A 24,512-nucleotide genomic window follows, 5' to 3' on the forward strand; every position below is an offset into this window, starting at 1 on the left:
GTCATGTGACCAGCGATAGTGAGATGCGGCAATGCAGGTTGGATGACATTGATATCGACGTGCAGCGCCAGCGGGTCGAGCGCGACGGCAGAGACCTGGAAGTGACGGGACTGTCCTTCCAGCTCCTGCGCTATCTGCTGGCCCAAGGTAATCGCGTCGTCGGCTTCGACGAACTCATCGAGCACGTCTGGGCGCCGGCCGTCGTCAATGAGGAAACGGTCACCCAGCGCATCAAGTTGCTGCGCCAGGCCTTGGGCGATGACAGTCGCCGGCCGCGCTACATCCGCTCGGTGCGTGGGCAAGGCTACCAACTGTGCGCCGTGCCGCAATGGCATCCACCGTCGCAGGCGACGCGGGACGCATCGGCGGACGTCGAGCACGCGGGTTCGAAGCCGGGCGCAGCTGCAAACCAACGGCAAGGATCGCGTGCTCCTGTCGCGCTGGCGATGGTCCTGCTGCTGACCGCGGTCGTGGGGCTCCTCGCGTACTGGTGGGCCGGCGAGTCTTCCACGCAATCGGCTGATGCCAAGCGTCCTGCGCCCGAAGGGAATCCACTGCTGGAACGCGCGGCGTACTACGCCGGCATCGGACAGCGTGACGACAACGAACGCGCCATCGCGCTCTATCAGCAAGTCTTGAAGGACTCGCCGCACGATGCGCAGGCGCTGTTGGGGTTAAGCCGCGCCTACAGTGCCCGCGTGTGCCTGTTCAACTTCCCGCCTGAGTGGGCAGTACAGGCCGAGGAACTGGCCAGTACCGTCATCCGCGTCCAGCCCGACAACGGCCCCGCGCATGCCGCACGCGGGTATGCCTACGACTGCCGTGGCGGCATCGACCAGGCGCTGCAAGGCTACGAACGCGCGCTGCAACTGGATCCCGCCGACGACAAGAGCCGCGCCTCGGCCGGCTATCTCTACGAGCGCAAGGGCCGCCTGGCCGATGCCCTGAATGCCAACACCGGCCTCCACGGTGATCCGGCGCGCGTCAGGTTCCTGCAGCTGCAACTGGCGAGCAACCTGGACTTGCTGGGCTATCCCCAAGCGGCCGATGCGCGCTATCGACGCAGCTTCGAGCTGTATCCGGACAACGTGTTCTCCAACATCGCCTGGCCGCGCTTCCTGTTCCGGCAGGGGCGTCTGAGCGAGGCGCAAGCGGCGCTGGATGAAGCCATGCAACGCGGCACCGCGCATGTGGAGCTGTTCCTGTTGCAAGCCGAGTTGGCCTTGTCACGCGGCGATCGCCAGGCCGCGCAGGCCGCGTGCCGTGATGCAGTGCAATTGCGTCCGCAGGCCAGTCTTCCCGGCACCTTGCTGGGCCTGGCGGATGATTCGCTAGGCCCCATCCAAGCGCGCTCCAGGGCCGATGCCTTGGCAGTTGATCTGGCTGCCGGCGCAGGCTATCCCTCGGACTGGCTGGAAGTGGCCTTGCTGCACCAGGCCGCTAGCGAACCCGCGCAAGCCCTGGCCGATGTGCAACGGGCCATTGCCGGCGGCTACCGCGACGCCGCCTATCTGCAGGTGTCGCCCTGGTTTGCCGAACTGCGTCGGGATCCCGGCTATGCCGCGGTCATCGACGCCTTGCAACGCGCGCTCGTGGCCGAGCGCGCGCGCGTAGCGCCGGCCACTATTGCGAAGCTGACGGCAACGCCTTGAGCAGGTAGTCGGCAAACATCTGTTGCGACTGCGGATGGACATTGCGCTGGTTGTACGAGGAGCGCGTGATCACCGCCACCAGCCGCTGTTCCGGCACGATGAAGACATAGTTGCCGCCATTGCCCGACATCGCCCAGGCTGAAGTGGTGGTGCCGCCTTCGCCCGGCTTGCCTGTGCTCATCCGGAAGTTCCAGAACTGGTAGCCGTAGTTGGCATCCTCGCGCGCCTGCGCGTGCACGGTGAGCGCCTGATCAATCCAGCTCCTGGTGATGATCTGCTTGCCATTCCAACGTCCTCCATCGGCGACCAGTTGTCCCAGCTTCGCCAGATCACGGCTGCGATAGCGGGTGCCGCCGCCGCCCATGCCCACGCCTTCGGACGAGGTATTCCATTGCACCTGGGTGATGCCGAGCGGGCGCTCCAGCACTTCGGCGGAGAACGCGGCCAGCGGCTTGCCTGCAACTTTCTCCACCAGCGCGCCCAGCAGGAAGCTGCCGGCGGTGCAGTAGGAAAAAGCGCGGCCATGCGGGCTCTGTTCCGGCCGGGTCATCCAGGGGGCGAAGCCGCGCATGGGTAGATCCAAGGCGAAGCGGGTCCAGTCTTCACTGAGGTACATGCGTTCTTCGTTGCCGCTGGAAAACTGGTTTTCGTCATCGCATTCCCAGGCCGAGCTCATGGTCAGCAGATCCTCCACGGTCATGGCGGACTTGCGGGCGCTGGGGTTCTGCCACGGTGCGCGGTCGGCAAAGTAGTCGTAGACCTTGGCCTGGGCCGAAGGCAACAGGTGGCGATCAATCGCCGCCCCGACCAGCAGGCTGGTCACGCTCTTGGTGGCCGAGCGGGTGTCGTTGAGCCGGTCCGGTGCGCCTTCGCCGAAGTAGCGCTCGTAGGCGAGCTTGCCGTCCTTGGCCACCACGATGCTGGTGACGCCCGGAAACTCGTTGGCGGCGATCGCCTTTTCCAGATCCACCAGGCGGGTCAGGTTCCAGTGCAGCTGACGCGCGTCGGCCACGGCCCAGCCATCATGGCCTGCGGTGGGCGTGGAGTAGGGGATGACCTGGCCGGCATCCGCGGCCGGGGCATCGGCCGCGGATGCCGAGACCGGCAAGACCAGCAGGCACAGCAGGGTGGCAACAACAGGGCGCATGGTGGAGCTCCGTAATAAGGGAGTGCCATTGCTGCCGATGGCCGGATGAAGTGCCGGAAAGGCGAGTGAAGAATTCTGAAGGTCCCGCCCAGTGGGCGTCTTCCCAAAAAAAAGCCCCGCCGAAGCGGGGCTTTTCGATTGCACGAGTCAGATCAGGCGACCGCTCTCTTCTTCCGGACCAGGCCATAGAGGAAGAGCAGGACGATGGCGCCGACGACCGAAGCGATGAATCCAGCCGGCTCACCCGGCCCATACCAGCCCACCGCACCGCCGATATACCAGGCCAGCAATGCGCCGGCCACGCCCAGCACGATGGTCCAGAACCAGCTGAGCTTGTCATCGCCGGGCTTGAGCGCCCGGGCGAGCAGGCCCGCGATGAAGCCAATCAGCAAGGTCCACAGAATGCCGCCACCAAAGATCTCTTCCATCTGACCACTCCGGTTGGGATTGCGGGGGATGTGTCAGCCTAACTCAACAACAGCCGTGATCGCCGTGCTGGTCGCCGCCGGCCACGGCGCCCACGCCCTGGGTTTCCCCGCGGACACTGGCGGCATGGTGTTCGGCAATGACCCGCGCCACGCAGGCCGTGACCTTCTTGCCCATCGGGATATGCAGGAACTCGTTGGGGCCATGCGCATTGGAATGCGGGCCCAGCACGCCGGTGATCATAAATTGCGCGCCGGGAAACTTCTCGCCCAGCATGCCCATGAAGGGGATGGTCCCGCCTTCGCCCATGTACATGGCCGGGGCGCCGAAGAATTCCTGGCTGGAGGCGTTGATGGCGTTTTCCAGCCACGGTGACATCGCCGGCGCGTTCCAGCCGGTGCTGGCCTTTTCCAGATCCAGGCTGACCTGGGCGCCATTGGGCGGGTCCTTGACCAGCAGTTCCTTCAGCAGTTCACCGGCGCGCTTGCCATCCAGGGTCGGCGGCAGGCGCAGCGACAACTTGACCGAGGTGAAAGGGCGCAACACGTTGCCGGCCGAGGAAAGCGGCGGCATGCCGTCCATGCCAGTCACCGACAGGGCCGGGCGCCAGGTGCGGTTGAGCACCAGCTCGGCCAGGTCTTCGGCCATCGGGGTCATGCCGGGCAGGAACGGGAACTTGTCGAACACCGCGGTATCCAGCACCCGCGCCGCTTCCTTGGCCTGCGCCTGGCGCTCGGCGGGAATCTGCGCATGCAGGCCTTCGGGCAGGATGCGGCCGGTGTTCTCGTCTTCCAGCCGCGACAGCAGCTGGCGCAGCAGGCGGAAGCTGGACGGCACCACACCCGAGGCATCACCCGAATGCACGCCTTCGTCGAGCACCTTGACGGTGAAATTGCCGCCGGCCAGGCCGCGCAGCGAAGTGGTGCACCACAGCTGGTCGTAGTTGCCGCAACCGGAATCCAGGCACACCACCAGCGAAGGCTTGCCGATCCGCTCGGCCAGATGGTCCACGTAGGCGGGCAGGTCGTAGCTGCCGGATTCCTCGCAAGCCTCGATCAGGATCACGCAGCGCGCATGCGGCACGCCTTGTGCCTGCAGGGCCTGCACGGCGGCCAGCGAACCAAAGATGGCATAGCCATCATCCGCGCCGCCGCGGCCATACAGCTTGTCGCCCTTCAGCACCGGCTTCCACGGGCCCAGATCGGGATCCCAGCCGGTCATTTCCGGTTGCTTGTCCAGGTGGCCGTATAAAAGCACCGTGTCGGCGCCCGTCTCCGGGCCGGTGGCCGGGATTTCCAGGAAGATCAGCGGGGTGCGGCCTTCCAGTCGGATCACTTCCACCTGCAGGCCGGGAATGGCCTGCGCCCGGGCCCAGTTTTCCATGAGCTGCACCGCCGCCTCCATGTAGCCGTTGGCGACCCAATCGCGGTCGAACATCGGCGATTTGTTGGGAATGCGGATGTACTCGACCAGCTGCGGGACGATGTCTTCGTCCCATTTGTCACTCACGTAGCGGTCGACCTTGGCGGTATCCATGGAAACTCCAGTCATGCGTATGCGAGCGCCCATTCTACGCCCCCGGGCCTTGTAGGATTTTTCCTACACGACGATGCGGAGTTTCCCGGCATTTTTTTCAGCTCTCCGGCGATACCTTTGCTGCCAGTGGCGGACGAAACTGTCCGTGCCAGCCAGGGGACCACCCCGGCCGGCAGGGAGGAGGAGGCGGCTAGCGGACCGTTTCCGGCAGGGAATCGTCCATTAGCCACAAGGAGAGTCACCCATGAAATCGCTGGTCACTGTTTTCAAGTCGGTCGTGTTGTCGTTGCTTCTGGTCGCAAGCGCCCTGGCAGCTGACAAGGTCAACATCAACACGGCGGATGCGGCAACCCTGGAGTCGGTGCTGGTAGGAATCGGTCAGTCAAAGGCGGAAGCCATTGTCGAATACCGGAAAACCCACGGTCCCTTCAAGAGCGCCGAGGAGTTGGCGATGGTCAAGGGCATTGGCCTGAAAACCGTCGAGAAGAATCGCGATCGCATCGAGTTGCGAGCCACGGCGGCGGCCCCCGCCCGGCCCACGCAGGCGAGGCAGCAGTCGCCGGTCACCCGGCGCTAGTCGCGGCAGCAGAACCCAAGGCCGGCTCACGCAGGATGCCAGAGCACTGGTTGGAGGGGCAGGACGCCAAGGGGGGCAAGGCAGGGAGGCCGACAAGGAAGTACCTATGGCAGCACCTCCGCACACGCGTGCATGACGCACAAGAACAGGAGCAGGCAGGACGCCTGCGTACGGCACGGAGCCGACAAGGAAGTAACCATCGCCCAGTCGCACAGGAGTGCGTCTGGGCGATGTTGCTTTGGGCGATAGAATCGCCGCCTAACCCTGGCCATCCGTGAGCGCCGTGTCCGCCTACCTCATTCCCGCCAACGAATATCGCCGCGTCCGCTGGAAAAACGGGCTGGGATGGACGCGCGAGATCTTGCGCGAACCCGAACAGGATGACTGGCATTGGCGGCTGTCGATCGCCGAGATCGAACAGGACGCGGATTTTTCCACCTTTCCGGGCATCGAACGCGAACTGGTGCTGCTGCGCGGCAATGGATTGCGGCTGTGCTTTGACGACAGCACCGTCACTCTCGATCCGCCCCATGGCCGCTACCGTTTTGCCGGCGAGCAGCGGGTGCGCGGTGAGCTGGTCGATGGGCTGACCCACGATTTCAACCTGATGTGGCGGCGCGACACGATCACGGCCGAACTGCTGCACCGGCCGCTGGTGGGCTCGATGCTGTTCTTTGTCGACGCGCAGACGCAGTGGGCGATTCATCTGCTGGCCGGGCAGGCCCGGTTCGATTCGAGTGAAGATCTGCCGCCGTTGTTCGCCGGCGATACCGCCGTGCTTCCGGCGCAGCCCCAGCGTGGTCGCTACGCACTGCAAGGGGGCGGCGAACTGCTCGCCATCCGCATCCAGTCCCGCGACGCAGCTCAGTAGACGTCGCGCCGATAGCGTCCGGCCATCCGCAAGGCATCCAGCGCGGCGGCGCCCAACACCTCCTGCAGTGCCGCATCCACCCCGGGCGCCATGCCTTCCAGACTCCCGCAGACATAAATCGCCGCGCCGTCTTCGACCCACGCGCGCAGCTCGCCGGCCGCGGCACGCAAGGCATCCTGCACGTAATAGCGTTGTACTTGATCGCGGGAGAACGCCAGGTCTACCCGGGTCAGCACGCCGGCCTCTTGCCAGGCCTGGATCCCCTGTTCGAACAGGAAGTCGTGCGCGCGCTGCCGCTCGCCGAACAGCAGCCAGTTGCGCGCCTGTCCACGCAGCGCGCGCGCCTTCAGATGCGCACGCAGACCGGCGATGCCGGTGCCATTGCCAATCAGGATCAGGGGCAGGTCCTGATCGGGCAGATGGAATTGGGTGTTGCTGCGGATGCGCAGCGCAATTTCCGAATCCACCGGCGCATGCAGGCACAGCCAGCCGCTGCCCAGGCCCGGCCGTCCATCGGCGCGATGCATCTTGCGCACCACCAGGTCCAGCAGGCCGTCCTGCGCAATCGAGGCGATGGAATATTCGCGGTGTGGCAGCGGCGTCAGCTCGTCCACGCTGTCCACTGGCGCGCGGCCGCACAGGGTATCCAACGCCGGCAGATGCGCCTGCGCCAGTACCGAGGCCAGGGTGTGCGTCGTCGACTGCCATTCCACCTGCTGATCGCCGTCCCAGCCCAGCGTCGCCAACCAGGCCAACACGTCGGCGTCGGGATGGCGCGGCCCGATTTCGGCGATGTCGCCGCTTTGCCAGCTGACGTTGGCATCGGCAGGTGGGCGCAAGCGCAGGTGAAACGCCGCACCGCCGACACTGCCGGGATTCAGCAGGTGCCGTTCGACCAGCGTCCAGCGCTGGTATCGCGGCAGATCCCAATCCGGCAGCTCGGTAGCGCCCACCAGCTGACCGAGATGATGTTGCCAATGGCGCAACGCACTCTCGTCGGCGTTGTCCACTTCCACGCGATCAAACAACGCGCGCGCACCCTGCTGGCGCAGCCACTCGTCCAGTTGCCGACCAAAGTGGCAGAAGTGCTGGTATTCGCGATCACCCAGTGCCAGCACGGCGTACTGCAAGCGGGACAGATCCGGCGATTGCGCCATCACGTCACGGACAAAGCGCAGCGCCATGTCCGGCGGATCGCCTTCGCCGGTGGTGCTGACGACAAACAGCACGCGGCCTTGCTGCAAGTCCTGCAGGCGCAGGCTTTCGATCGGCTGCACGCTCACCGGAAAGCCAGCGGCGCGCAAGCTGTCGGCGCTGCGCGTCGCCAGCAGATCGGCAAAGCCGGTCTGGCTTGCGTGCACGATGCGCACGCCATTTTCGTTGGCCAGGGCGGCGGTGGCGCCAGGCGCATGCCGGCGCAGCATCCAGGCAAAGAAGCCCACATAGGCGAACAGTGAAGCGCCTGCCGTCAGCCAGGCCTCCTGGCGCGGCATGGCCAACCACCACGGGCTGCTCTGCCACGTCGCCATCGTCGCGCCCAGCAGCAACAACGCCAGCAGCACCGCGGCGTTGCCCAGCCAGGAACGCCAGGGCGAGCGTGAATCCGCGCCTGTGCTCACGTCGACCACATCGCCGACAGGGCGCTGCTGCTGCGTTCCTGTAGGCCCTGTGGCGTGCGATCCACGAAGCGCACCGCGAGCGACAGGCGTTCGGCCAGGATCAGGCCCTGTTCCGCACCCAGCACGGTCATCGCCGTGGCCCAGGCATCGGCTTCCATCGCGCTCGCCGCCAGCACCGTGACGCCGGCGCTGCTCTGCGCCACCGGCCGCGCGGAGCGCGGATCCAGCGTGTGCGAGATCCGTTCGCCCTGATGCTCGTACGCATGCCAGCGATCACCGGAAGTGGCCACGGCCTTGCCGTCCAGTTCGACCACGCGCGGCTCCAGCTGCGCGGCCTGTTCCTCTTCCGGCGTGGACTCCATCAACACGCGCCAGGGCGTGCCATCTGGTTTGCGGCCATAGCCGAACAACTCGCCGCCCACTTCGATCAGCGCCGCACCGATGCCGTCACGGCGCAAGGCTTCGGCAACCGCATCGACGGCGTAGCCCTTGGCGATCGCGGACAGATCCAGAATCAATCCGCCGGTCTGCAGGACCCGCGAACCGGGCACGTCCAACTGCACCCGGTCCCAGCCCGCGTTGGCGGCCAGACGACGTTGCTGCAGATCATCGGTGTTGCCGCGCGGCTGCGCCTGCGCACCGAAACCCCACAGGCCCACCAGACCGCCGATGGTCGGATCAAACGCACCGCCGCTGGCTTCGGCAATCCCCAGCGCGGTGCGCAGCACCTGCAGGAACTCGCCGGGAATGGCTTGCCAGTGTCCGGCCTCGGCGCGATTGAAGCGGCTGATGTCGCTGTCGGGTTCCCACGTGCTCATCTGCGCCACGACGCGATCCAGCACCGCTTGCACGCGGTGATGCAGCGCATGCAGATCGCGGTCGCGACCCGCGACCACCTGCACCGACCAGGTAGTGCCCATGGTGTCGCCACCGAGGGCATGGACGGTGTGGGCAGGAGGGAGCATTACGGTCTGGGGCATCGGCAGAGTGAAAGAGGACGCCGCCCGCGGACGGCGTCCGTTGCTGCTTACTGCGGCAGGACTTCCAGTGTGGCCACATAGCTCAAGCGGCGTTGCTTGGCCTGCGGCAAGGAGGTCTTGTCATCGGTGCTGGTGGTTTCCAGCCAGTACATGCCGGCTTCCGGCCAGGTGACGCTGAACTCGCCGTTGGCGTCGGTGGTCACCTTGATTTCGTCCTGCGCATTACGATAGCGTGTGCCGCCGCGGGTGATCTCGAATTCCAGGCCCGCGGCCGGCTTGCCGTCCTTGAGCATCTTGAACTTGGCGGCTTCGCCGGCGAACAGATCATTGGGATGGGTGACTGGCACCAGTTCCAGCCCTTCGCCGCTGGTCTTGAACGCGGTGGTGTTGGGCGAGCCATTGGTCACGAAGGTTTCCACGCGTCCGAGCGATTGCGACACCTGCAGATTCTTGGCGTCCTTGGGCACTTCGGTGGCAAACGTGGCCGGCGTTCCACGCCAGCGCTTGGGCTTGCCGTCCACGTCCCAGCTGCCGGACAGGCCGCTGTTGACCACGGCGATCCGGTACGTGCCCTGCTGCAGCAGTTCGACATCGAACACCGTGCGGAACTTGCCGGTGGCCAGGTTCTGCGGGTCCACCTTGTTGCCGTCCGGCGCGGTGATCACCAGCCCTTCGGTGCGCAGCGGCACGTGGTTGAAATAGAACAGGTCGTTGGAGACCGCCGCATCCACGGTGATCCACGGCTTCTCGCCGGCAATCACCGTCTGCGAGGGTTGCAGCCACGCCTTGTGCGCGAACGCGGAGAACGGCAGTGCGGTGGCCAAGGCCAGGGCGAGGGTGAGGGAACGCTTCATCGTGTGCTCCAGAACAGGGTAGGGGAGTAACGCGGAATCAGGGTTTGACGTTGACGTTCACGGCGCCCAGTTCGCTGCTGCCCTTGGCCGAGGCGGTCTGCGCGCTCGTGGCGGGCCAGGTGAAAGGCACCTTGACCAGTTCGCGGCCACCCACTTCACGCGCGGCTTCCACCACCAGGGTGTACTCGCCGGGCGGCAGCTGTGCCAACTGTGGTTGCTTGTCGGTGAACTTGAGCGCGTGCTGGCCAGCCGGACGGGTGGGGCTGGTCACGCCATCCACCGGCACCTTCAAGGTGCGGCCGGACTTGCGCCACCACTGGCGCAGATCGGGCAGCCACTTGGTGCCATGGCCTTCGCTCGTGCTTTTCTGCTGGTACCAGACCGACAGGTTGGCGGCGACTTTCTGATCCGCACCTTCCAGCCAGATGGCGACATACGGCCGGTGATATTCGGCCACGTTCAACTTCGGCACTTCCACGTTGACCGTCAACTCGGCAGCCATCGCCGGCACGGTCAACAATCCGCTCAGGGCGAAGGTCAGGCTCAGGGACACGGTTGTCTTTTTCATCATCGTGCTCGTTGGGAAATCAGTGGATGAAGATCAGCGCCAGCAGCAAGGGCACGATCAGGCCCAAGCCGACCATCGGCCAGGTCATGCGTCGTTGCCGCGCATGCAGCTGCAGCAGGAACAGGCCGGTGATGCAGAACACCAGGCAGGCCACGGCGAAGATATCGAGGAACCAGCTCCAGGCCGCGCCCGCATTGCGGCCCTTGTGCAGATCATTGAAATAGGAAACCCAGCCGCGGTCGGTGCTTTCGTACTCGACCGCGCCGCTGCCGCGATCGATGCTGATCCAGGCATCTGCGCCGGGGCGTGGCATGGAGACGTAGATCTCTTCCTCCGACCACTCGGCAGGTCGGCGACCGATGGATACATCCAATTGCCCGCTCAACCAGTCGGCCGTTGCGGCGGGCAACGGGGCATCGCCTTCTGCGCGATCACCCAGGCTCGGCAGCAGTGGCGCGGGCAATTGCAGATGACGGGTGACGACCTCCGGCCTGGCTTCAATCTTCGCCGCGTGATTGAGGGTGATGCCGGTGGCCGCAAACAGGATCATGCCGATCAGGCAGATTGCCGAACTGATCCAATGCCATTGATGCAGCGTACGCAGCCAATAGCCACGGCGCTGTTGCTGGCTGGAGACCGAAGGGGCGGGGGCTGGAGTCAAGGCGGCGACGGACCGGGAGAAGGAAAGGGATTAGGCCATGACCGGGCCGGTCACGTCTCGGCCCAGCGGCGCATCAGGTTGTGGTAGACGCCGGTCAGCTGGACGACCGCGTCGGCATCGGCGCCGGTGCGCCGCAGCGTTTCAATCGACGTATCCATTTCGAACAGCAGGCGACGCTGCGCGTCTTCGCGGATCATGCTCTGCACCCAGAAGAACGAGGCCACGCGTGCGCCCCGGATAACCGGACGCACCTGGTGCAGGCTGGACGAGGGGTAGACGATCATGTCGCCGGCCGGCAGCTTGACCTCGTGCTCGCCGTAGGTGTCGCTGATGATCAGCTCACCGCCTTCGTATTCGTCGGGTTCGCACAGGAACAGGGTGCAGGAGACGTCCGAACGCAGATGCTGGCGCACGCCTTCGGGCGTGCTGGTGATCATCACCGAACCGTCGATATGAAAGCCGTAGGTGCCGCCGCCCTGATAGCGGTTGAAGCGCGGCGGCAGGATGCGCAGCGGCAACGCCGCGGCGAAAAACAGGGGATTGCGTTCCAGCGCGGCCAGGATCTGCTGGCCCAGCGCCAGCTTGAGCGGCGAGGCGTCCGGCAGCTGCTCGTTGCGTTTGACCTGCGCGCCCTGCTTGCCGACGGTTTCGCGGCCATCGGCCCAGTCGGCGGCATCCAGTTCGCGGCGGATGCTCGCCACCTGCGCGGGATCAAGGACGGCGGGAATATGCAGCAGCATGTGGAACTCCTGGAAGAGCAAAGGGCGGGGAAGCTGGCTTCCCCGCCCGATTGTTGCTTAGAAACGCAGGTTCAGGCTCAACAGCACCGAGCGCGGTGCGCCGGGGGTGTAGCGATAGCCGCTTTTGTTGATGGCGGCCACGTACTCCTTGTCGAACAGGTTGTAGCCGTTGAGGCGCAGATCCACGTTCTTGTTGAAGGCGTAGCTGACCACGGCATCCCAGACGGTGTACGACTTGACGAAGGTGGGGGTGCCCACCGCGCCGTCCGTACCGCGCTTCATTTCGCCGCTATAGCGCACGCCGCCGCCGAAGGTCAGGCCGAACGGAAGCTCGTAGGTGGTCCAGGCAGTGAAGGCGCTGTCGGGGGTGTAGCCGAGATCCGTGGTGCGGTCCTGTGCCACGGCCGGTCCCTTGGTCACCTTGGCGTCCATGGTGGTGTAGCCGGCCGAGATCGACCACGCATCGGTGATCTTGCCTACCGCGGAAATCTCCACGCCCTTGACGCGCTTGTCGCCGGCTTGCGAGGTCACGCCATTTTCGGTGATGACCTCGTTGGACACGTCGGTCTGGTACAGCGCTACCGCCAGCAACAGGGCGTCGTCGAGCAGGCTGAACTTGCTGCCCACTTCCACCGTCTCGGTCTTCTGCGGGTCGTAGATGGGATTGTTGGCGCTGGTCGCCGTGAGCGCCAGTTCCAGCGATGAACCGCCCGGCGGCTGCTGCGAGATCGCGTAGTTGGCATAGAAGCTGGTGACATCGCCCAGCTTGTAGACCGCGCCCAGCTTCCAGTTGAACAGCGTGTCGGAATCCTTCAGTCGCTGATCCGTGATCGTCCCCACGGGAGCGCCCCGGCACGGTTGCGAGTTGTTCGCCGTGCACGGCAGATGCGAGAAGTAGTCGATCTTGTAGTGGTCAAAGCGAACGCCGCCAGTGAGCAGGAAGGACTCGCTCAAGTGCACCGTATCGAACGCATAGACCGAACTGGTGGTGGCTTCAGCGTGCGTGTAAGCACCAGTGCGAAACCAGTTCAGGCCGGTGGCGGTGGCCGGATCCGGGTTGTAGAGATTGGCGCGCGTCCACGCGCCCGAAGTGCCGTAGCGCCAGCCCTTCAACTCTTCCTTTGCGATCTCGACGCCGGTGCTGAGGTTGTGCTCGACACTACCGGTTTTGAAGTCCGCACGCAGGTTCAGCTGATCGGTGAGGATGGTGTATTCCTGGTCCTTGAACGTCGGCAGGCTGCGCGAGACGGTATACGTGGACAGGTCGGCCGGGTTGGTGAACTGGATCGTGGGCACCGCCGTGGGCGAGGTCTGGCCGGTGATCATGAAAGCGGTGAGCAGGTAGTCCTGCTCGTTCTTGCCCCAGCGCGCCACGTTGGTCAGCTTGAGCTGGTCGGAGAAGTCGTGCTCGAAGCGGAACGTCGCCATTTGCGCGGTGACGTCGTCGTGGTCGAACTTCGTGCCGTAGAAATTCTCGGGATTGACCGGATTGCCGGCCAGGTATTCAAGCGTGGGCTGCGGGCTCCAACCCGGCAGGCCAATGGTCGGCACGCCGCCATCCGGCACGTTGTCCTGTTCCACGTACATCAGGTTGAGGTAATAGCGAGTCTCGGTACCCAGGCCGAACGCCAGCGACGGCGCGATGCCCCAACGCTTGTTATTGACCTCATCGCGACCAATGACGTCGCTGTCCTGGGTCATCACGTTCAGGCGCAGCGCGCTGGTGGTGCCCAGAGTTTGGTTCCAGTCGGCGGTGACGCGGCGCTGGTTGTCGGTGCCGGCGGAAATCGTCGCGCTGGTGGCGTTGCGGGCGAATGCCTGCTTGCTCACCAGGTTGATGGCGCCGGTGGGCGCGCTGCGGCCGTTGTCGGTGCCCGCGGGGCCCTTCTCGACTTCGATCTGCTCGATGTTGAAGACATCACGCGAGACCGAACCCAGATCGCGCACGCCATCGACAAAGATGCTGCTGGAGCTGTCGAAGCCACGCATGTAGAGGGTGTCGCCGGTGGCGGTGTTGCCGTTTTCGCCAACAAAGAAGGTGCCCACGCCCGGGCTGTTGCGCAGGGCTTCGGTCAGGTTGGTGGCGCCCTGCTGGTTGAACAGGTCGCTGGTGATGATCTGGATGGTCTGCGGCGTGTCTTGCAGCGACTGGGTGAACTTCGGCGAGGCCACCTTGTCGGCCTTGTAGCCGTCCACGCGCACGCCTTCGACCTGCAGGCCGGGCAGAGTGGTTGCCGTGGACGAACCGGCTTGCGCGTCCGTGGACTGGGCGGCGGCAGGAACGGCGAATGTCAAACCGGTGAGCAGGGTGGCGGTGACCAGGCCCTGGGTGGAACGCGGATTCGGGGCAGCGTGCTTGCGCGACTTGATAGGGGTCATGGAGGGATGAACACAGTTGGATGAAGGCACTCCCACTGCGGCGGCGAAGGGAGACGATGGTCGAGCTGAAAGAAAGTCGATGCTTCGAAGCGAAGGGCGCGGCGTTCGACCGGCCTAGGGCGGTGAACGGCCTGGCGGCGCACCGGGCGCCAGCAGGCCCGGGCAGCTCGTCCACACGCGGCGCGCTTCCCTGCTGGCCGGCATCCGGGCAGAGGGCGTCACTACGCGCGCAAACAGCGGGGGCAACCGGGACATGCCAGGGATCCGAGCAAGAGTGTGAACTGGTGAATTCATAATTCTAAATGAGAATTGTTCGCTTCTGCAAGCAATACAGTCGCTTGGCCACGGTCGAGCCGAACGACTGTGCATTCGTTTGGTCACATTGCTGGGGGGCCCGGAAGCGGACCTGGCGGCGTGGGCTGGCGCACGAGCGGCGAGCTTCGGACACGCTAACGCCTGCGCCGGCCCGCATGTTCCGCTCGGGTACGCAGTGTGGCTCGTGTCACTTGTCGCGATGACTTATCGCAAGACGGCGGCAGGCGCCGCCGGTTTCAGCCGCGGTCGTCGCGGGTCCAGACGCCGCCGTGTTCGTGCTTGACCGGAAACTTGGGCACGGCCGAATACGCCGGCGCGCACAGCGCACGTCCGTCGCGGATATCGAATCGCGCGCCGTGCAGCACGCATTCGATGCTGGCCTCTTCGGCGTCGAAACTGCCCGAAGACAATTCGAAGTCTTCGTGGCTGCAACGATCTTCGAGCGCGTAGAAATCGCCATCGTAGTTGAGCACCAGGATGGGCGTGCCGGTCACTTCGTCAAAGACGGTGCGCATCTCGCCCGGCAGCATCTCGCCCAGGGCACAGACAAACGTCCAGGCCTCGCTCACAGTGCCTTCTCCAGCACTTCAAAACGCAGGTCGTCACGTTTGGGGATTCCGTAGCGGGCATCCCCGTAAGGGAAGGGCTTCTTGATGCCGGTGCGCTGATAGCCACGCCGCTCATAGAAGGCGATCAATTCATCACGGACATCGATGACGGTCATGCGCATCGCCGGCAGTTGCCATTCGTCGCGGGCGATGCGTTCGGCTTCGTTGATGACCAGCTTCCCCAAGCCGCCGCCCTGTTGATCCGGCTTGACCGAGAACATGCCGAAGTAGCCGGCGCCGTCTTCCACCGCCACGTGGGCGCAGGCCAGCACCGCGCCATCGCGTTCGGCCAGCAGGATGCGGCTGCGTTCGCGCGCGATGTCGCGATTCAGGCCTTCGGCATCGATGCGTTGGCCGTCCAGCAGGTCGGCTTCGGTGGTCCAGCCTTGCTTGCTCACTTCGCCGCGATAGGCGGAGGTCACCAGCTCAATCAGGGTGGGGATGTCGCTCGCGGTCGCGGCGCGGAAGGTCAATGAGTCCATGCGTGGATCCTAAGCAAGATTCGCCGCGCGCGGTACCGGGTCGCGCACCACCGGAACAGGCGTCAGCGGGACAGGCTTCAGCGGGACAGGCTTCAGTGGGGCAGGCCTCACGCCAGCAGGCGCCGCGCCTTGTCCAGGGCCACCACGAACTGCTCGATTTCCTGATGGGTGTTGTAGAAGGCCAGCGAGGCACGGCAGGTGGCCGTCACCCCGAAGTACTGCAGCAGCGGATGCGCACAATGCTGGCCCGAGCGCACCGCCACGCCTTCCAGATCCAGCAAGGTCGCCAGATCGTGCGAATGTGCGCCTTCGATCAGGAAGGAAAGCACGGCCGCCTTCTCCGGCGCCGTGCCGAACAGGCGCAGGCCGGGAATCCGCGACAGTTCTTCGGTGGCGTGTGCCAGCAACTCGGTTTCGCGTTGCTCGATGGCGGCCATGCCGACGCCTTGCAGATAATCCACCGCCGCGCCCAAACCGACGAAGCCGGCGATGTTGGGCGTGCCGGCTTCAAATTTGTGCGGCGCATCGTTGAAGACGGTGCCTTCGAAGCTCACTTCCTTGATCATTTCGCCGCCGCCGATGAAGGGCGGCATCGCCTGCAGGTGCTCGCGGCGCGCCCACAGCGCGCCGGTGCCGGTCGGACCACACATCTTGTGGCCGGTGATGGCGTAGAAGTCGCAGCCGATGGCGGTCACGTCGACCGGGCGATGCGGGGCGGCCTGGGAACCGTCCACGACGGTGATGACCCCGCGCTTGCGCGCTTCCCGACAAATCTCGCGCACCGGATTGACCGTGCCGAGCACGTTGGATACATGAGCGATTGCCAGCAGCTTGACCTCGCCGGTCATTGCCGCATACAGCGCAGGCAGATCGAGGCTGCCATCGGGCAGGATCTCTGCCACCCGCACGCTGGCGCCGGTGCGTTGGGCCACCAATTGCCACGGCACGATGTTGGCGTGGTGCTCCATGCGCGAGACCAGGATGACATCGCCGGCCTTAAGTTGCGGCAGGGCCCAGGAGTACGCCACCAGATTGAGGGCGAAGGTGGTGCCGCTGCACAGCACCAGATCATCGGCGCGCACATTGAGGAAGTTCGCCAGCTTGCGCCGCGAAGCCTCGTACGCATCCGTGGCTTCGGTGCCCAGCGTATGCACGGCGCGACTGACGTTGGCGTTGTGATGGCGGTAGAACGCATCCGTCGCCTCGATGACGCTGGCCGGCTTCTGACCGGTGTTGGCGCTGTCGAAATAGATCAGCGGCTTGCCATGCACCTGCCGCTGGAGCAGCGGGAAGTCGCCGCGAATGGCGGCCCAGTCGGCGTCGGACCCCTGCAATGGCTGCGGCGGCAGGCTGAGGGTCATGGCGTTGCCAGGCGAGCCAGGGCGGCGTCGATACGCGCGGTCAGGGCTTCGCGGATCTCCGCGCTGCCGATCACGGCCAGCGGCTCGCGGAAGAAGGCGGCGGTGAGCAGCAGCTGCGCTTCGGCTTCCGACAGTCCGCGTGAGCGCAGATAGAACAGGGCGTTGGCATCCAGCTTGCCGACGGTGGCGCCATGCGCCGCCTTCACTTCGTCGGCGTGGATTTCCAGCACCGGTTGGGTGTCGATCTCGGCGTGTTCGGACAACAGCAGGTTCTTGTTGGACAACGCGGCATCGGTGCCGTCAGCGCCTTCGCGAATCAGGATCCCGCCATGGAATACCGCGCGTCCACGACCGGCGCCGAGGCCGCGCCAACCCAGCTCGCAGGCGGTGTCGCGGCCGATATGGTCGATGCCCAGCCGGGTGTCGAGATGGCGGCGTCCATCGGCCAGCAGCACGCCGTTGGCCAGCAGGCGCGAGCCGTCGCCCTCGAGGCGGACATTGAGCTCATGCCGCGACAAGGCCGCGCCCAGTTCGAGATCCATGCGGCGGTATTCGGCATCGCGGGCCAGCACGGCTTCGGTACGCAGCAGGCTGCTGCCGCGATCGCCGTCGCGCTGCACGCGCGCATGGCGCAGTTGCGCATCGCGGGCCAGGTGGACGTGGGTCAGGCTGTTGGCCAGGTGGGCGTGATCGTCCACCGCAAAATGATGTTCCAGCACGGTCAGCGAAGCGCCGGCGCGCAGTTCAATCAAGTGACGCAGGTGCCAGGCGCGATCCGCGCCGTCGGCCGCGCCGATGAAGACCAGATGCAGGGGATGGGTGACTACCACCCCTTCATCCAGTCGCAGCAGCACGCCTTCGCTGGCCAGCGCGGCGTTGAGGCGGGCGAAGACTTCCTCGCTGCGCTCGAAGCGGCGACCGAGGAAGCGCACCGATTCCGGACCCTGTGCCAAGGCCTCCGACAGCAACTGCAGGCTCACGCCTTCGGGCAGATCGGTGGTCAGCGACAAGGCCACCGAATAGCGGCCATTGACGAACACCGCGCGCGGACCGGGGATATCGGCCAGCAGCAGCGGGTCGACCGCCGGGGCCTCCTGCACCGGCTGGAAGCTGCGACGCTCCAACTGCCGCAGCGAGGTGTACTTCCACGCTTCATTGCGCGGGCCGGGCAGCCCGGCACGCAGCGCTTCGTCGAGTTCGGCGCGACGACTGGCGTCGCCGGTGAATCCCTGCGCCAGGGAATCGAACAACGCGCTCATCCGGCGGCCTGCGCCGGCGCGACGCGATCCTTCAGCCAGGCATAGCCGTGCTGCTCCAGCTCCAGCGCCAGTTCCGGCCCGCCGGATTCGACGATGCGGCCATCGGCCAGTACATGCACCACGTCCGGCTTGATGTAATCGAGCAGGCGCTGGTAGTGGGTGATGACCAGGAACGCGCGATCCGGCGAACGCAGCGCGTTGACGCCGTCGGCGACGTGCTTGAGCGCGTCGATGTCCAGGCCGCTGTCGGTTTCATCGAGGATCGCCAGCTTGGGTTCGAGCACGGCCAGCTGGAAGATTTCGTTGCGCTTCTTCTCGCCGCCGGAGAATCCTTCGTTGACGCCACGGTGCAGCAGTTCGTCCTTCAGATGCAGCACGGCCAGCTTTTCGCGCACCAGCTTGAGGAACTGCATCGAGTCCAGTTCGGACTCGCCACGCGCCTTGCGCTGTGCGTTGAGCGCGGCACGCAGGAAGTAGGTGTTGTTGACGCCGGGAATCTCGACCGGGTACTGGAAGGCCAGGAACACGCCGGCGGCGGCGCGTTCTTCCGGCGCCAGTTCCAGCAGGGCCTGGTCGTCGAAGCTGACGCTGCCCTGGGTGACTTCGTAACCTTCGCGCCCGGCCAGGATGTTGCCCAGGGTGGACTTGCCGGCGCCGTTGGGACCCATGATGGCGTGCACCTGGCCCGGCTTCACTTCCAGCGAAAGGCCCTTGAGGATTTCCTTGCCGGCGACGCTGGCGTGGAGGTTTTCGATCTTCAGCATGTTCAGTTCCACTTGGTTCTTGGTAGCCCCTCTCCCATCGGCAGAAGGGAATATCGAATCAGCCGACGCTGCCTTCCAGCGAGACTTCCAGCAGTTTCTTGGCTTCCACCGCAAATTCCATGGGAAGTTCGCGGAACACCTGCTTGCAGAAGCCGTCGACGATCAGCGAGACCGCGTCTTCCTGGCTGATGCCGCGCGCGCGGCAATAGAACATCTGATCGTCGGAGATCTTGGAGGTGGTGGCCTCATGTTCCAGCGTCGCGGTCGGATTCTTGACCTCGATGTACGGGAAGGTGTGCGCACCGCACTTCTTGCCGATCAGCAGGCTGTCGCATTGGGTGTAGTTGCGCGCGTTGCTGGCGTTGCGATCGACCTTGACCAGGCCGCGATAGGTGTTCTGGCCACGCCCGGCGCTGATGCCCTTGCTGATGATCTTCGACTTGGTGTTCTTGCCGATGTGGATCATTTTGGTGCCGGTATCGGCCTGCTGGCGGTGATGGGTCAGGGCCACCGAGTGGAACTCGCCCACCGAGTCATCGCCCAGCAGCACGCAGCTGGGGTATTTCCAGGTGATCGCCGACCCGGTTTCCACCTGGGTCCAGGAAATCTTGCTGCGTGCGCCACGGCATTCGCCGCGCTTGGTCACGAAGTTGTAGATGCCGCCGCGACCTTCCTCGTCGCCGGGGTACCAGTTCTGCACGGTGCTGTACTTGATCTCGGCATCTTCCAGCGCCACCAGCTCGACCACCGCCGCATGCAGCTGGTTTTCATCGCGCATGGGCGCGGTGCAGCCTTCCAGGTACGAGACGTAGCTCTTGTCCTCGGCAATGATCAGGGTGCGTTCGAACTGGCCGGTGTGGCCGGCGTTGATGCGGAAGTAGGTGCTCAGTTCCATCGGGCAACGCACGCCCTTGGGAATGAAGACGAAGCTGCCGTCGGAGAACACCGCCGAGTTGAGCGCGGCAAAATAGTTGTCGCCGGTCGGAACCACCGTGCCCAGGTACTGGCGCACCAGATCCGGGTACTCGCGGATGGCCTCGCTCATCGAGCAGAAGATGATGCCCTTCTCGGCCAGTTCCTTGCGGAAGGTGGTGCCTACCGAGACCGAGTCGAACACCGCGTCCACCGCCACGCCGGCCAGCTTGGCGCGCTCATGCAGCGGCACGCCCAGCTTGTCGTAGGTGTCGAGCAGTTCCTGCGGCACTTCGTCCAGCGAGTTGTACTTGGCCTTGGGTGCGCTGTAGTAGCTGACGGCCTGGAAATCGATCGGCGCGATCTTCAGCTTGGCCCAGTGCGGCACCGGCATGGTCAGCCAGTGGCGGTAAGCCGCCAGGCGCCAGTCGGTCATCCACTCCGGCTCGTTCTTCTTGGCCGAGAGGGCGCGCACCACGTCCTCGTCCAGGCCGGGTGGCAGGGAATCGGATTCGATGTCGGTGATGAAGCCGGCGTCGTAGCGACGTCCCAGCTGTTCCAGGATTTCTGCGTTTTCGGTGGCCATCAGGGCTGCCTACGGATTCAACTGTTGGCGACGCGCAGGGCGATGGGGCGCCGCGGCGAGTCGTCGGAAGGGGAGGAGGTGGGCGGATGCAGCATCTGCGCCAGGGTGACGCCGCGCAGGGCGTCGCCGACCACGTCATTGATCAGGCGCCAGTTGGCGCGCGCGCTGCATTGATGGGCGATGCCGCAGTGGCTGTCAGCCGAACTGCACTCGGTCATCGCCAGCGGACCTTCCATGGCCTCGACAATCTCGATGAGGCTGATATCGGCAGCAGCCCGGCTCAGGCGATAGCCGCCGTGGACGCCGCGCAGGCCCTCCACCAGACCGGCCTGGGCCAGCGGCTTGAGGACCTTGCTGACCGTGGGCGATTCCAGGCCGGAGTGGTCGGCCAGGTCGGTCGCACTCAAGACCTCGCCCGGGCGGGCGGCGAGCACGGTGAGGACTACGGTGGCGTAGTCAGTGAGTTTGGTGACACGGAGCATGGCGGGGGAAGGCTCGAAAGCGTACCGAAATTGTACGCTTTGTGGCCTTCCCGTGCCAGTCGAGCCTGAATCAGGGCCCGGGAGCCGACGCCACGGCCTTTTCGGGGGGACTTGCCTCGGTCGGAGGAGGCGGCAGGATCAGGCCGAAGTAGGGCGCGGGCGGGGTCTGGCCGGGCGGCAGATAGGCAGGGGCCTGTTCACCTGCCGGTCCCAGCGACTGCACGAAACGGAAGATGGCGCGGCGATCTTCCTCGGTCATGGCGCGCACCGCGAAGTCCGGCATGATCGGCCGCGTGCGCAGGTTGGCGCTGAATTCCAGCCATTGCACTTCGGTCATCTCGTGCAGACGCAGGCGCAGGTTGGGCGCATACGTCGTACCCCAGGGACCGTTATAGCCAAGGGGCGAACCCTTGAGCCATTGATCCTTGGGCAGGGTGCCCTGGCTTTCGGCATAGCCGACAGTGTGGCAATCGTTGCAGCCGGTGGTGCGGATCAGGTATTCGCCGCGGGCCAGCAGATCGGAATGGCTGGTCGCGACGGCCGCCGCGGCGACTGCGGCAGCTGGTTTGCCGGACTCGGATTGGCAACCGGCCAGCGCGAGCAGGGCGAGCAGGAAAATACTGTAATTCAGCGTTCGGATTGGGCGTGACATGGTTGGGCTCGGCAAGGTGTTCGGGGGAAAACAGGGCTATCAACGCAGCGTTTTCCGGCAACCGGACACGGCTTGTCGCACAGGTTCAGGTGAACAGGCCCAGCCCTGACTTTTGGCCGAGTGCGGTCGGTTTTTTCGTCGCGCCCTTCACGCTGGCCCTCGCCGTGAGCGAGAATCGCGATTCCCGACCGCTTTACGGAATCCGCATGCCCCGCAAGATTGAAGCCCGCCAGTCCGACATCCATGGCAATGGCGTGTTCGCCATCGCCCCGCTCAAGAAGGGCGAACGTGTCGTCGAATACAAGGGCAAGCGGCGCTCGCACGATGACGTGGACGAGGATGACAGCGGCGACGTCGAGTCCGGCCATACCTTCCTGTTCACCCTCAACGATGAATACGTCATCGATGCCAACCACAAGGGCAACAAGGCGCGCTGGATCAACCACAGCTGCGATCCCAACTGCGAAGCCGTGATTGCCGAGCACGACGGCAACAACCGCAAGAAGGACAAGGTGTTCATCGAGGCGATCCGCAGCATCAAGCCCGGCGAAGAACTGACCTACAACTACGGCATCGTCCTGTCCGAGCCGCATACCGCACGACTGAAGAAGGTCTGGGCCTGCCGTTGCGGCAGCCCCAAATGCACGGGCACCATGCTGCAGCCGAAGAAGAAGTCATCGACCTGAAACCGGCCGGCCTCAAGCAGTGGATGCAGCAGCGGGGCAAATGGTTGCCATGACCAACGCCAGTGGGTGAAACCTGCGCAGATGGGTAATTTCGCTCCCCGACAAGGGCAGGAGCCCGGGGGGAAGTGACATGCGACTGGCTGTTCTGAGTGGTGCGGTTCTGTTGGCGCTGGCGGCGCCGGCGATGGCGGTGGATATCGACGGGCGCATTGATCCGGCCGAATGGCAGGGCGCCCGCCACATCACCGACTTCCGCCAGGTGCAGCCGCTGACCAAGGCGGCCGCTTCACAACCCACCGAAGCCTGGGTGCTGGCCACCCCCGATGGTCTTGCCGTGGCCTGGCGCAATGTGCAGCCGGCGTCGGTGCCGCGCACCCGCCAGCGCGTGCAGCGCGATTTCGAGGATCAGGTCGATCGGGTCAACCTGATGATCGACTTCGACGGTGACGGCCGCGCCGCCTACAACTTTACGGTGTCCTCCACCGACGGCGTCGCCGACGCCATCATCACCAACGAGTTCCAGTTCAACGATGACTGGGACGGCAACTGGAAGCACGCCGTCAGCGAGGATGCCGAGGGCTGGTCCGTCGAGGTGCTGATTCCCTGGTACATCGCGCCGATGCACAAAAGCGCCGGTGACACCCGGACCATGAAGCTCTACGTGGATCGCGTGATTGGTTCGACCGGCGAACGTTCGGCCTGGCCGGCCGCCAGCTTCGAACGTCCGCGCTTCGTCTCCGACTTCGCGCCGGTGGAAGTGCAGCAGTACAGCCAGTCGTTGCTGGCGATCACGCCCTATGTGTCAGGCCTGTACGACAACGTCGGCAAGTCCAGCGATTTCGACGGCGGCGTGGATCTGTTCTGGAAGCCCAATGGCCAGTTCCAGATGACGGCGACGATCAATCCGGATTTCGGGCAGGTGGAGAGCGACGACCTGGTGGTGAACTTCAGCGCCACCGAAACCTTCATCAGCGACAAGCGCCCGTTCTTCACCGAGAACCAGGGCTTGTTCGAGTACACCACGCCGTCGGACTACAGCCAGTTGCTGTACACCCGCCGCGTTGGTGGACCGGCGGACGACGGCAACGGCTCCGGCGACATTACCGCCGCGCTCAAGCTCAACGGCAGCTTTGGCCAGACCAAGTACGGCCTGTTCGCCGCCGACGAAGCCGACGAAGTGGGACGCAGCTTCTACGCCCTGCGGCTGGTGCGCGACTTCGAAACCCAGAACCTGGGCATGATGGTGACCAACGTCGAGCGGCCGTACCTGGATCGCGAGGCCACCGTGCTGGGCGTGGACCACAACTGGCGCCCGACCCAGCGCTGGAACATCCGCACGCGCGTGTTCGGCAGCCAGATCGATCAACAAGGGCAGACAACGCGCGACAACGGCGCCACCATCTGGGCTGACTACGAGATGGACAACAACTGGCGGCAGCAATGGATCGCCATGCACTTCGGCGACGAACTGCAGATCAACGATGCCGGTTACCTGTCGCGCAACAACATGAACTACCTGCACTGGGAGTTCAAGAAGCGCTTCCCCGATCAGCCGGCCGAATCCCGTTACTCGTCCAAGGAGTGGCGCTGGCGCGCCAGCACGGTCTACAACGACAACGGCGAACGCTTGAACAACCAGTTCCGCATGAGCCGGCAGAGCTCACTGCGCAACGGCAGTTCCGAGTATGCGCAGATCAACATCAACACCTCGGGCGTGGACGACATGCTCACGCGCGGCAATGGCGTCGTAAACGTGCCGGGTCGCTGGAACGCGCATTGGGAATTCGAGCGTCCGCGCAAGGGACACTGGGCGCACGAGGCCTTCGTCGACGCGTTTACCGGCGGTCTGGCCGGCAATGACAAGGTTGGCTACGCGGCCGAGTACCAGGCCACGTACTTCATCAGCGACGCTTTCAGTTTCTATGGCGGCGTGTATGCCGACATGACCCCGGACTGGTTGCTGTGGCAGTACGACAACCTGATTGGCAGCTACAAGGGCCGCGAATGGCATATCAACGCCGGCGTCAACTGGAACATCAGCGACAAGCAGGAACTGCGGGTCAAGCTGCAGTCCATCACCCTCGATGCCCAGGCCCTGCAGGCGTATCGGGTGGCGCCCAATGGCCAGTCGCTGGCCAGCAATGACGAGATTGACGATTTCAGCCTGAGCAACCTGGCCTTCCAGATCCGCTACCGCTATGAACTGGCGCCGCTGTCGTACCTGTACATCGTCTATGGCCGCGGTGGCCGCGATGACAACGACTATTCGGATACTGCCAGCTCACTGATCAGTGACAGCTTCGGTCTGCGCGATGACGAACAGTTGCTGGTGAAGCTCAGCTATCGGTTCGAGCTGTAACAGTCGGATGCGGGCGCGGTCGGCGCCCGCATCAGG

At 64.8% G+C, this 24,512-nt stretch carries 23 protein-coding genes; 5 read left to right on the forward strand and 18 right to left on the reverse strand.

From position 1 onward, the window contains the following. Nucleotides 1-5 precede the first annotated feature (5 nt). Nucleotides 6-1,652 (forward strand): winged helix-turn-helix domain-containing protein, encoded by a 1,647-nt coding sequence (locus B5X78_RS13385; RefSeq protein ID WP_229730729.1) that lies wholly within the window; start codon nt 6-8, stop codon nt 1,650-1,652. On the opposite strand, the gene B5X78_RS13390 is transcribed toward B5X78_RS13385, so the two are convergent. The 3 genes from B5X78_RS13390 to B5X78_RS13400 all read right to left on the reverse strand — a co-directional run bounded on the left by B5X78_RS13390 (nt 1,624) and on the right by B5X78_RS13400 (nt 4,761). Then, nucleotides 1,624-2,799 carry a serine hydrolase domain-containing protein gene (locus B5X78_RS13390; protein ID WP_079725018.1) on the reverse strand — a complete coding sequence of 392 codons (1,176 nt, stop codon included), beginning with the start codon at nt 2,797-2,799 and terminating at the stop codon, nt 1,624-1,626. The two genes, B5X78_RS13385 and B5X78_RS13390, sit on opposite strands and share 29 nt — an antisense overlap. Before the next feature lie 152 nt (nt 2,800-2,951). Then, nucleotides 2,952-3,227 (reverse strand): GlsB/YeaQ/YmgE family stress response membrane protein, encoded by a 276-nt coding sequence (locus B5X78_RS13395; RefSeq protein ID WP_079725019.1) that lies wholly within the window; start codon nt 3,225-3,227, stop codon nt 2,952-2,954. Nucleotides 3,228-3,270: 43 nt separating this feature from the next. Further along, nucleotides 3,271-4,761 carry a M20 family metallopeptidase gene (locus B5X78_RS13400; protein ID WP_079725020.1) on the reverse strand — a complete coding sequence of 497 codons (1,491 nt, stop codon included), beginning with the start codon at nt 4,759-4,761 and terminating at the stop codon, nt 3,271-3,273. A gap of 244 nt (nt 4,762-5,005) precedes the next feature. On the opposite strand from B5X78_RS13400, the gene B5X78_RS13405 reads away from it, so the two are divergent. Both B5X78_RS13405 and B5X78_RS13410 read left to right on the forward strand, forming a co-directional pair. After that, on the forward strand, nt 5,006-5,338 hold the full coding sequence (locus B5X78_RS13405) for a ComEA family DNA-binding protein (RefSeq protein ID WP_079725021.1): 333 nt from the start codon (nt 5,006-5,008) through the stop codon (nt 5,336-5,338). A 283-nt stretch (nt 5,339-5,621) separates the two neighbouring features. Further along, entirely contained in the window at nt 5,622-6,209 is a 588-nt protein-coding gene (locus B5X78_RS13410; protein ID WP_079726188.1) for a HutD/Ves family protein, read from the forward strand. Here the strand turns inward: B5X78_RS13410 and B5X78_RS13415 are convergent. The 15 genes from B5X78_RS13415 to B5X78_RS13485 all read right to left on the reverse strand — a co-directional run bounded on the left by B5X78_RS13415 (nt 6,203) and on the right by B5X78_RS13485 (nt 21,431). Next, the gene (locus B5X78_RS13415) at nt 6,203-7,828 is read right to left on the reverse strand and encodes a sulfite reductase subunit alpha (RefSeq protein WP_229730730.1); all 1,626 of its coding nucleotides are present in this window, start codon (nt 7,826-7,828) and stop codon (nt 6,203-6,205) included. The two genes, B5X78_RS13410 and B5X78_RS13415, sit on opposite strands and share 7 nt — an antisense overlap. Further along, nucleotides 7,825-8,808: an FAD:protein FMN transferase gene (locus B5X78_RS13420; protein ID WP_079725022.1), complete on the reverse strand. Its 984-nt coding sequence runs from the start codon at nt 8,806-8,808 to the stop codon at nt 7,825-7,827. The genes B5X78_RS13415 and B5X78_RS13420 overlap by 4 nt, the downstream gene beginning before the upstream one ends. Before the next feature lie 47 nt (nt 8,809-8,855). Then, a complete protein-coding gene (locus tag B5X78_RS13425; protein WP_079725023.1) occupies nt 8,856-9,662 on the reverse strand; it encodes a DUF4198 domain-containing protein in 807 nt (268 codons plus the stop codon). 37 nt (nt 9,663-9,699) lie between these two features. Then, entirely contained in the window at nt 9,700-10,230 is a 531-nt protein-coding gene (locus B5X78_RS13430; RefSeq protein WP_425478729.1) for a DUF2271 domain-containing protein, read from the reverse strand. 19 nt (nt 10,231-10,249) lie between these two features. Then, nucleotides 10,250-10,891, reverse strand: coding sequence for a PepSY-associated TM helix domain-containing protein (locus tag B5X78_RS13435; RefSeq protein ID WP_079725024.1), 642 nt, complete (start codon nt 10,889-10,891; stop codon nt 10,250-10,252). 50 nt (nt 10,892-10,941) lie between these two features. After that, on the reverse strand, nt 10,942-11,631 hold the full coding sequence (locus B5X78_RS13440; protein WP_079725025.1) for a Fe2+-dependent dioxygenase: 690 nt from the start codon (nt 11,629-11,631) through the stop codon (nt 10,942-10,944). 57 nt (nt 11,632-11,688) lie between these two features. Further along, nucleotides 11,689-14,010, reverse strand: coding sequence for a catecholate siderophore receptor Fiu (locus B5X78_RS13445; RefSeq protein WP_079725026.1), 2,322 nt, complete (start codon nt 14,008-14,010; stop codon nt 11,689-11,691). A 551-nt stretch (nt 14,011-14,561) separates the two neighbouring features. Next, nucleotides 14,562-14,894 carry a non-heme iron oxygenase ferredoxin subunit gene (locus B5X78_RS13450; RefSeq protein ID WP_079725027.1) on the reverse strand — a complete coding sequence of 111 codons (333 nt, stop codon included), beginning with the start codon at nt 14,892-14,894 and terminating at the stop codon, nt 14,562-14,564. Then, entirely contained in the window at nt 14,891-15,415 is a 525-nt protein-coding gene (locus B5X78_RS13455) for a GNAT family N-acetyltransferase (protein WP_079725028.1), read from the reverse strand. Before B5X78_RS13455 ends, B5X78_RS13450 begins: the two co-directional genes overlap by 4 nt. Before the next feature lie 107 nt (nt 15,416-15,522). Next, nucleotides 15,523-16,776, reverse strand: coding sequence for a cysteine desulfurase (locus B5X78_RS13460; RefSeq protein WP_079725029.1), 1,254 nt, complete (start codon nt 16,774-16,776; stop codon nt 15,523-15,525). Then, nucleotides 16,773-18,035, reverse strand: a complete 1,263-nt coding sequence (gene sufD / locus B5X78_RS13465; protein WP_079725030.1) for a Fe-S cluster assembly protein SufD — start codon at nt 18,033-18,035, stop codon at nt 16,773-16,775. Before sufD ends, B5X78_RS13460 begins: the two co-directional genes overlap by 4 nt. Continuing rightward, nucleotides 18,032-18,799 (reverse strand): Fe-S cluster assembly ATPase SufC, encoded by a 768-nt coding sequence (sufC, locus tag B5X78_RS13470; protein ID WP_079726191.1) that lies wholly within the window; start codon nt 18,797-18,799, stop codon nt 18,032-18,034. Before sufC ends, sufD begins: the two co-directional genes overlap by 4 nt. Nucleotides 18,800-18,857: 58 nt before the next feature. Beyond that, nucleotides 18,858-20,297, reverse strand: coding sequence for a Fe-S cluster assembly protein SufB (gene sufB, locus B5X78_RS13475; RefSeq protein ID WP_079725031.1), 1,440 nt, complete (start codon nt 20,295-20,297; stop codon nt 18,858-18,860). Nucleotides 20,298-20,314: 17 nt separating this feature from the next. Continuing rightward, the gene (locus B5X78_RS13480) at nt 20,315-20,779 is read right to left on the reverse strand and encodes an SUF system Fe-S cluster assembly regulator (RefSeq protein WP_079725032.1); all 465 of its coding nucleotides are present in this window, start codon (nt 20,777-20,779) and stop codon (nt 20,315-20,317) included. A 70-nt stretch (nt 20,780-20,849) separates the two neighbouring features. Then, nucleotides 20,850-21,431: a c-type cytochrome gene (locus tag B5X78_RS13485; RefSeq protein WP_176140864.1), complete on the reverse strand. Its 582-nt coding sequence runs from the start codon at nt 21,429-21,431 to the stop codon at nt 20,850-20,852. Nucleotides 21,432-21,637: 206 nt separating this feature from the next. On the opposite strand from B5X78_RS13485, the gene B5X78_RS13490 reads away from it, so the two are divergent. Both B5X78_RS13490 and B5X78_RS13495 read left to right on the forward strand, forming a co-directional pair. Continuing rightward, nucleotides 21,638-22,117, forward strand: a complete 480-nt coding sequence (locus B5X78_RS13490) for an SET domain-containing protein (protein WP_079725033.1) — start codon at nt 21,638-21,640, stop codon at nt 22,115-22,117. Between the two features lie 130 nt (nt 22,118-22,247). Continuing rightward, nucleotides 22,248-24,476 (forward strand): DUF5916 domain-containing protein, encoded by a 2,229-nt coding sequence (locus tag B5X78_RS13495; protein ID WP_079725034.1) that lies wholly within the window; start codon nt 22,248-22,250, stop codon nt 24,474-24,476. Nucleotides 24,477-24,512: the final 36 nt, after the last annotated feature.

It is taken from the genome of Pseudoxanthomonas indica (assembly GCF_900167565.1).
GTDB classification, from domain to species: domain Bacteria; phylum Pseudomonadota; class Gammaproteobacteria; order Xanthomonadales; family Xanthomonadaceae; genus Pseudoxanthomonas_A; species Pseudoxanthomonas_A indica.